The organism is Tissierella sp. (assembly GCF_052089545.1).
GTDB lineage: Bacteria > Bacillota > Clostridia > Tissierellales > Tissierellaceae > Tissierella_A.
Window position 1 is genome coordinate 1 of the sequence record NZ_JBQDAA010000097.1, and the last position, 8,407, is coordinate 8,407.

The 8,407-nt window shown below is 29.3% G+C and carries 11 protein-coding genes; 8 read left to right on the forward strand and 3 right to left on the reverse strand.

The genetic code is table 11. The annotated features are described in order from the left end of the window. Positions 1 to 61: 61 nt before the first annotated feature. Both arsA and ACTHW2_RS07990 read left to right on the forward strand, forming a co-directional pair. Entirely contained in the window at positions 62 to 1,807 is a 1,746-nt protein-coding gene (gene arsA / locus ACTHW2_RS07985; RefSeq protein ID WP_442263433.1) for an arsenical pump-driving ATPase, read from the forward strand. Positions 1,808 to 2,272: 465 nt separating this feature from the next. Beyond that, a complete protein-coding gene (locus tag ACTHW2_RS07990; RefSeq protein WP_442263423.1) occupies positions 2,273 to 3,973 on the forward strand; it encodes a catalase in 1,701 nt (566 codons plus the stop codon). A 96-nt stretch (positions 3,974 to 4,069) separates the two neighbouring features. Here the strand turns inward: ACTHW2_RS07990 and ACTHW2_RS07995 are convergent, their stop codons facing one another. Next, positions 4,070 to 4,504 carry a Dps family protein gene (locus ACTHW2_RS07995; protein WP_442263425.1) on the reverse strand — a complete coding sequence of 145 codons (435 nt, stop codon included), beginning with the start codon at positions 4,502 to 4,504 and terminating at the stop codon, positions 4,070 to 4,072. Between the two features lie 115 nt (positions 4,505 to 4,619). Here ACTHW2_RS07995 and ACTHW2_RS08000 point away from each other — a divergent pair, with 115 nt between their 5' ends. Beyond that, positions 4,620 to 4,928 (forward strand): winged helix-turn-helix transcriptional regulator, encoded by a 309-nt coding sequence (locus ACTHW2_RS08000; RefSeq protein ID WP_442263426.1) that lies wholly within the window; start codon positions 4,620 to 4,622, stop codon positions 4,926 to 4,928. Between the two features lie 15 nt (positions 4,929 to 4,943). Continuing rightward, positions 4,944 to 5,123, forward strand: a complete 180-nt coding sequence (locus ACTHW2_RS08005; RefSeq protein ID WP_442263434.1) for a DUF454 family protein — start codon at positions 4,944 to 4,946, stop codon at positions 5,121 to 5,123. A 307-nt stretch (positions 5,124 to 5,430) separates the two neighbouring features. Here the strand turns inward: ACTHW2_RS08005 and ACTHW2_RS08010 are convergent, their stop codons facing one another. Together ACTHW2_RS08010 and ACTHW2_RS08015 are read right to left on the reverse strand one after the other, a co-directional pair. Beyond that, on the reverse strand, positions 5,431 to 5,799 hold the full coding sequence (locus ACTHW2_RS08010) for a hypothetical protein (RefSeq protein ID WP_442263427.1): 369 nt from the start codon (positions 5,797 to 5,799) through the stop codon (positions 5,431 to 5,433). Between the two features lie 333 nt (positions 5,800 to 6,132). Continuing rightward, on the reverse strand, positions 6,133 to 6,663 hold the full coding sequence (locus ACTHW2_RS08015) for an ATP-binding protein (RefSeq protein WP_442263428.1): 531 nt from the start codon (positions 6,661 to 6,663) through the stop codon (positions 6,133 to 6,135). Between the two features lie 3 nt (positions 6,664 to 6,666). Here ACTHW2_RS08015 and ACTHW2_RS08020 point away from each other — a divergent pair, with 3 nt between their 5' ends. The 4 genes from ACTHW2_RS08020 to ACTHW2_RS08035 form a co-directional block, all read left to right on the forward strand. Continuing rightward, positions 6,667 to 7,101 (forward strand): ATP-binding cassette domain-containing protein, encoded by a 435-nt coding sequence (locus ACTHW2_RS08020; RefSeq protein WP_442263429.1) that lies wholly within the window; start codon positions 6,667 to 6,669, stop codon positions 7,099 to 7,101. A gap of 9 nt (positions 7,102 to 7,110) precedes the next feature. After that, entirely contained in the window at positions 7,111 to 7,257 is a 147-nt protein-coding gene (locus ACTHW2_RS08025) for a hypothetical protein (RefSeq protein WP_442263430.1), read from the forward strand. Further along, entirely contained in the window at positions 7,250 to 8,014 is a 765-nt protein-coding gene (locus ACTHW2_RS08030; protein WP_442263431.1) for a hypothetical protein, read from the forward strand. Before ACTHW2_RS08025 ends, ACTHW2_RS08030 begins: the two co-directional genes overlap by 8 nt. A 185-nt stretch (positions 8,015 to 8,199) precedes the next feature. After that, the coding region (locus tag ACTHW2_RS08035; RefSeq protein WP_442263432.1) for a hypothetical protein at positions 8,200 to 8,407 on the forward strand (208 nt) is incomplete at its 3' end.

The window sequence follows — 8,407 nt, forward strand, 5'->3', positions numbered from 1 at the left end:
GAAAAGTTTTAACTGCATAGTCAGTATTGACTATGACATTATTATACTAGGAGGAATAGACTTGTTTAAAGAATTTAATTTAAAAGATATAGATTTAACTAAATATTTATTTTTTACTGGAAAAGGTGGAGTAGGTAAGACTTCAACAGCTTGTGCAGTTGCAGTTTCCCTTGCTGATAGCGGTAAGAAAACAATGCTTGTAAGTACGGATCCCGCTTCTAACCTTCAAGATGTATTTGATACAGAGTTAAACAATAAAGGTGTACCTATACAAGAAGTTCCCAATTTAGTAGTAGCAAACTTTGAACCAGAAGAGGCAGCAGCTGAATATAAAGAAAGTGTATTAGCGCCATATAGAGGAAAGCTACCGGAAGCGGCACTACAAAGTATGGAAGAACAACTTTCGGGTTCGTGTACAGTTGAAATAGCAGCTTTTAATGAGTTTTCTGGGTTTATAACTAATAAAGAAACAGCAGATAAATATGATCATATTATTTTTGACACAGCACCTACCGGGCATACACTAAGAATGCTTCAACTTCCTTCAGCATGGACTAACTTTATTAGTGAAAGTACTCATGGTGCATCATGTTTAGGGCAGCTAGCAGGACTTGAAGATAAAAAAGAGGTTTATAAAAACGCTGTAGATAACCTAGCTGATGGAGAAAAGACTACACTCATACTAATATCTCGTCCTGAAATATCAGCTTTAAAAGAGGCTGAAAGGGCTTCTTTGGAATTACATGATATAGGAGTAGATAATCAACTATTAATAGTAAATGGAATACTTAAAGAACACGATGATTATCTTTCTAATGCAATTTATACAAAACAACAAGATGCACTAGGGGATATACCAGTAGGACTTAAAGATATTGAAACCTTTAAAATACCGCTAAGACCATATAATATAACTGGACTAGAAAATATAAGATCTTTATTTAAGAGTAACAATATTAAATATAATGATGAAAAATTAAAGATTGATAATATACTAAACCTTAACAATGTAATAGAGGATCTATATAAATCTAATAAAAAGGTTATATTTACCATGGGAAAAGGTGGTGTAGGTAAAACTACTATAGCTGCTACTATTGCACAAGAGTTGGCAAAACAAGGTGAAAAAGTACATCTAACAACAACTGATCCTGCATCACATTTAAAATTTGTTTTAGAAGAAGGTCATGGTGTTAAGATAAGTAGTATTGATGAGAAAAAAGAGTTGGAAAAATATAAAGAAGAAGTATTAGGCAAAGCAAGAGAAACAATGAGTGGTGATGATATTGCATATATAGAGGAAGACTTAAGGTCACCATGTACCCAAGAGATAGCTGTGTTCCGTGCATTAGCTGAAATAGTTGAGGGTTCTGAAGATGAAATAGTAGTTATAGATACAGCTCCAACAGGTCACACTTTATTACTATTAGAATCAACTCAAAGCTATAATAACGAAATTGAGCGTACTCAAGGTGATATTCCACAATCAGTTAAATCATTATTACCTAAGTTGAAAGATAGAAAACTGACAGAAGTTCTTATAATTACACTACCAGAGGCTACCCCAGTTTATGAAGCCACTAGATTACAAGAAGATTTAAACAGGGCTGGTATATATAGTAAATGGTGGGTTATTAACTCAAGTTTCTACGCAACTAACACGACAAATGAGATTTTAAAGGTGAAAGCCAGTAATGAGGTACAATGGATTAATAAAGTAAATGAAATATCTAAGGGGAATTTTGCAATGATTAAGTGGATTCCTGAAGAATTAAAAGGTGAAAATTTAAGCAAGGTATTGAAATAAAGAAAAAAGGGCTAGTTTTAAAGTAAAAGAATATAGCTTAATATTGAAGGAAACTAGACATATTATGAAAGGCTTAAGCAAGTAGTTGTCAAGGAAAAAGCTTTTAGATTTACTATATAAACAAGAACCATAAGGAAGTTTTTGGTAAGAATATTATTAATAATTTTAATATGGAGTATGAAATTATTAATAATCTATTATATAACCTCTTTTTATTAAAGAAAAGGTTTCAAGAAGATTAGAAAGTTTTAATATATAGATAAACTTAAAAAATATTGACTGCAGTTATAGAGGAAACACCTATAAATAAAAATAGAATTATAAATAGATACTTATTTATCATAGGTATATTATACTAACAAATTTGTTTCTTTTTATTATTAATTTTTTAGTATATAATTATATTTATATATAGCTGGTAAAAAATGACAATAATAAACAAATTTTAAATAAGGGGGAATAAATTTGAAAAAGAAAAAAGAGGAATTTGGAAGTAATCCTATGGCTAAAAATGGATTAGGTGATCATACATCTAGCAGAAATCAAAATATAGGAGATAATCCTAAGATAACAACAGCTGCAGGGGCACCAGTTACAGATAATCAGGATTCAATGACTGCGGGTAAAAGAGGGGCAATGACCTTACAAGATGTTTGGTTCCTAGAGAAGATGGCGCATTTTGATCGTGAAGTTATACCAGAAAGAAGAATGCATGCAAAAGGTTCTGGAGCATTTGGTACATTTACGGTGACTCATGATATTACACAGTATACTAAAGCAAAAATCTTTTCTGAAATTGGAAAGAAAACAGAGATGTTAGCTCGGTTTTCAACTGTTGCAGGTGAAAGAGGGGCAGCAGATGCAGAAAGAGATATTCGTGGTTTTGCACTGAAATTTTATACAGAAGAAGGAAATTGGGACTTAGCTGGAAATAATACTCCCGTATTTTTCTTTAGAGATCCAATGAAATTTATTGATTTAAATCATGCAGTTAAAAGAGATCCTAGAACTAATATGAGAAGCCCTAATACAAATTGGGATTTTTGGAGCTCACTACCTGAGGCCTTACTACAGGTTACAATAATTATGGGAGATAGAGGAATACCTTCTTCCTATAGACATATGCATGGATTTGGTTCCCACACATTTAGTTTAATTAATGATAAAAACGAAAGGACGTGGGTTAAATTTCACTTTAGATCGCAACAAGGCATACAAAACTTAACTGATCAAGAAGCAGAAAAAGTAGTGGGAATGGATAGAGAATCTCATCAAAGGGATCTATATGAAGCCATTGAACAAAATAAGTATCCTAAATGGAAAATGTATATTCAAGTTATGACAGAAGAAGAAGCGGAAGCTATGGAAAACAATCCATTTGATTTAACCAAAATGTGGTTAAAAGAAGATTTCCCTTTAATTCCAGTTGGAGAATTTGAATTAAATAAAAACCCAGATAACTATTTTGCACAAATTGAACAAGCTGGCTTTAATCCAGCTAGTGTAGTTCCAGGAATTAGTTTTTCTCCTGATAGAATGTTACAAGGACGTTTGTTTTCCTATGGAGATGCACAAAGGTATCGTTTAGGTGTAAATCACCATCAGATACCTGTTAATATGCCTAAAGGAGTAAAAAAACCACATAGTTTTCATAGAGATGGACAAATGCGTGTAGATGGAAACTTAGGAAGTGAGTTACATTACGAACCAAATAGTTATGGAAACTGGAAAGATGATCCTTTTAATAACCCTTCAATGGAAAAAGGGGGAGATGTCTATAGATATGACTTTAGAGAAGATGACTCTGACTATTATACTCAACCAGGTATTCTATTCAATGCAATGACAGATGATCAAAAACAAGTGTTGTTTGATAATACTGCGAGGAATATGGGAGATTCAACTCTTCAAATAAAACATAGACATATATACAATTGTTACCAGGCAGATCCTGCATATGGTCAGGGAGTGGCAAAGGCAATGAATATTTCAATTGAAGATGTAGATTTAAATCTACCTAAGAAAGATTCCCATGAAAATTTGAAAAAGGCTAATAATATGCATCAAGAATTAAATATACCGACTGAACCAGTAGATTCTGGTAAAGAAATAGATACTAACACACATGATTATAAAGAGCCGGAATATGATCCATGGTTATTATAAGGAGCTATATACAATAGGAATTTAGAAAATAAATTGATAGGCTAGAGAATTATCTCTAGCCTATCAATAAGTTCATGATAAAGTATCTATGCTTAACTACTTTATCATAGAGTTTACAAACCATAAGTTTTTACTATAATATGCAACATAATCTTCGAACATGGCAACAGTTTCAAAGTCGCCTTCTTCATCTGCTAAATTTCTAATATCAACTGCTAAATTTCTCATTAAATCCATATCATTCTGTACAATTTCTAAGGATTCTTTAATACTAAAGTCTTTTGCTTTAACTTCCTGAATAGTAGATTTCTCTAAATATTCAGCCATAGTCGATAGTGGCATTTCACCTTTCATCTTTAATAATTCTGCTACTTCATCTAAATCATCAAATAGCTTGTCATAAAACTCTTCTGTGAAGTTATGGATTTTAAGGAACTGTAAACCCACCACATTCCAATGAATATTGTGCATTTTGATATTTAGCACAGCAGAATTTGCCAAATATTGTTGCAATAAATCTAAGTGTTTCATTTACATACCTCCGTATAAAGTTTTTAGATATATTTGATACATATCTATTATAAATACATTATATGATACAATGTTAGTAATAAAAAGGAACAAATATGTTAGTAGGAGTGATATCATGAAAAAAAATATATCAAATGGTTTTGAAATTGTAGAAAATTTGATCAAGTTGAGATGGGTTCCAGAAATTTTAGAGTCTATAGATTATGGTAATCAGAGATATAGTGAAATTAAAAGAAGCATAGATGGGATTAGTCATACAGAACTAAATAGGAAACTGATAATTTTAATAAGAAAAGGTACTATATTAAAAGAAGAGGATTTACAAAGTACATCTTACTATTTGCTTGAATTTGGTAAAGAGCTAATCCATATTTTTGGGCACTTAGAAGAATTGCAAGAAAAATACTTAAAACCTTTTGTATAGAATAAAATATTACTAATTATAATAGGGAGCGTTAGTCTATTAGTAGGAAGTTTGGGAATAATATTACCTTTATTTCCTACTACTCCATTTTTATTATTATCTATAGCATGTTTTATGGGGAGTAGCAATAAACTATATAGTTTTATATTGAAGAATAGATATCTAGCACCATATGTGAAAGATTATATGAGTTGAAATGCTATACCCAGAAAAATAAAAAATAGGGCAATAATACTAATATGGACAACCATAGGTTTTTCTATAATATTTATAATTAATAAAATAATATTAAGATTAATGTTATTAACTATTGCAAGTATAGTGAGTGTATACATTTGGACTAGACAGACATCTGATCAGAATGATTTTAAAAAGTAAAGGATAACTTAGACTTCTAATAATTTCACAAGTTAGACCTACTTCAATATAGTAGACACAAATAGTTTAACTTTTTATGGAGCCATACTAGAACCTAAATGCACTTATTGCGGAGTCATATAACCTATAGATCCATGAATTTTTTTCTGTTATACCGTGACTCTATATATTCAAATATTGCCTTGCGGGCAATATTTGAATTATAATACTTATGGTGATTAGCTTCTTCTTTATTTAATATGGAATGAAATGATTCTATACAAGCATTATCATGAGGATTATCTTTTCTACTGAAAGAATGAATTATTCCCTTAGGCGTAAGGTAGTTTTCAAATTTACTGATTTTATACTGCGTTTCTAAGTTACTATGCAAGATAATACCTTTTATATTTCTGAAATTTAAACATGCATTTTTAACTGATTTTACATCTAAATCTATATTTATTGATTTACTATATGCGTACTCTATAATCTTTCTACTAAATAAATCCATAACTGAATGTGCACATGAATGTGAAAAAATTATAGCTGAACACAGCCACAAATGTGCAGAAGAATGTAGAAAAATGGCTACTATGTAATTTTTAAAAGATAACGGTCTACAAAACTGCCATCTTAAAAGAATTACCGATTTTGATAAAGTAAAACTACAAGTTAAAAATCCTTTACCATTTAGAAGAAGAAATACTTATTTTGATTTAAATGCGATAATTAGAGTTTAAACTTTTTAAGTTAAAAGTAAAAAGTAATAATTAAGTATATGTATTTGTCAATTGAAAATCCCTCTATATTCTAATCGAATATTCCTCTAGTTAAGATAAAAAAATTATTGCTCTTCTAGCCAAAGCTTAGTCTCTTTTAATCTATAAGAATTACCGTTCATATTTACAATATATGATTTATGGGTAAGTCTATCTATCATTGCAGCTGTCATTATTGGATCTTTAAATATTTCATCCCACCTTTCAAAAGATAGATGTGTAGTTATTATTGTAGATTTTCTGCCTACTCTTAAAGATAGATAAGTAAAGAGAAGTTCGGAAGCTTCTTTATCAAAGAAAATATATCCTAATTCATCTGCGATTATTAAATCATACTTTTCAAATCTGTTTTCAAAAGCCCTTAATGTTCTATCTGATCTACATTCCTTGAGTTCATTTACTAGTAGGGGTATTGTGGTAAAAAGAACCTTATACCCCTTGTTACAAGCTTTAATACCAAGTCCTATAGCCATGTAAGTCTTTCCAGTTCCTGGGTTTCCTGCTAAAATTATATTTTGACCTGTTTCTATAAATCCTAGTGATGAAAATACTTTTACTTTATCCCTAGCATCTTGCGGTAGATCTTCTAAACTCAAGCCTTGAAAGATATCACTTTTACAATCCCAAAAAATTCAATAGTAGGATTGATTGGAGCGAATGGTTCAGGTAAGACGACTATAATTAAGTGTCTATTGAACTATTATAATGATTACTTAGGAGATATTACTATTTTAGGAGAAGAAAGTAAAGGTATTGCCCAAGAAGATAATACCTTTGCTTATATTCCAAATAAGGCTGTTTACTATGAAGAATTAACAGTCGAGGAACATCTTGATTTTATGAGTAAAATGTATAGAACAGAAGAAAGGGTTGAGAAACTAATAAAAGATTTTCAATTAGAAAGTCATTTAAACAAATTTCCTCACGAACTATCTAGAGGGAATCAACAAAAATTATCGATATCTTGTGCATTGCTTAGAGATTATAAACTTCTATTAGCGGATGAACGTTTTTCAGGATTAGACCCTAGATAAATTAATAATTTGAGAGAAAGATTTATAGAACTAAAAGATAAAGGAAAACTGGTAGGAGTTGGAACAATACAAGATATATTAGCAAAAGCTCCTAACTGTAAAACTATTGAAGAGCTTTATTTACACCTATCAGAAAATGGTGAAGAAAATGAATGATTTAAAAACAATTCTATCCTATGAATTTAAAATGAAGATTAGAGAAATAAATTCTATGATAAAAAATCTTTTTACAGGTTTTATCATAGTAGGAATTATTTCAGTATTTTTAATTTTTCAATTTGGAAAAATTCTTATTTTAAATCAAGAACTAATTTATACTTATAAAAATGAAATTTTTATAAGTATAAGCATATTATTTATCATCTTTACAATAACTTATAAAAGAATACTATTAGAATGGCATCCAGCAAGTATGATTCATTTATCAGGATCTAAATTTAGTAATATTTTTAAATTTGGATTAGTTAAGAAAATTATTTCTCATATTGTTTTAAGTATATTTGCATCTTTAGTATTAAATAATTTTAAAATTAGCTTTGAAACAATCCAAATGTTTTTAAGCTTTTGGAATTTATTTACAATCTCAATAATTAGTAGGTACTTTATATACAACAAAGGACCTAATATCAAAATAGTGAATTTACTTTTAATATATACTTCGATGTTAAATTTCCAATTGTATCTAAATAAATATCTATCCATTACAATAATTTTAGTATTAAGCTATGTATCAATTTTATCTATAAAAAGAGCTTTAAACACAGATTTTAATTTTGATAAATCATTTAAATATATGATTTTTATCAACAGAGTTAACTCTGTTGCAACAGGTAATAAGATAGAAGATGCACAAGAATTTGTTAGAGAAACATCAGCAGAGAAAAGTAGAAGTAGTATTATATTTAAAAAATAAACTTTAAAAATCCTTTAATTCAAAAAAACTTACTTACCTTTTCCAGAATTAATCTTACTATAACTTTATATATATTTGCTATATTTATAGCCCTTGTTCTTTTATATAGATTTGAACCTTTTAAACTTGTAAAAATAATTAAAGAATTGAGTCTATGGGTACCAATTGTAGCACTTCATCAAACTATGTTTATTAATAATATATTAATCTTGATAATTGAACAGAAAAAATTATTAGTAATAAAAAGCAATGAAGGACTATATTTGCCTTATAGTAAATATGAAATCATAAAATCTTTTATGATATTGGGCGTGCCTTTACTCTGGATTACAACATTAATTGTGGGAGTGATTTTACAAAAGCCTTTATGGCTTATATTTACGACAGCATCTC

Excerpts from the sequence above, each read along its gene's own strand:
- ACTHW2_RS08030 (WP_442263431.1), top strand. The coding sequence starts at position 7,250 with ATGAATGATTTAAAAACAATTCTATCCTATGAATTTAAAATGAAGATT.
- ACTHW2_RS07995 (WP_442263425.1), bottom strand. The coding sequence starts at position 4,504 with ATGAAACACTTAGATTTATTGCAACAATATTTGGCAAATTCTGCTGTG.
- ACTHW2_RS08010 (WP_442263427.1), bottom strand. The coding sequence starts at position 5,799 with ATGGATTTATTTAGTAGAAAGATTATAGAGTACGCATATAGTAAATCA.
- ACTHW2_RS08000 (WP_442263426.1), top strand. The coding sequence starts at position 4,620 with ATGAAAAAAAATATATCAAATGGTTTTGAAATTGTAGAAAATTTGATC.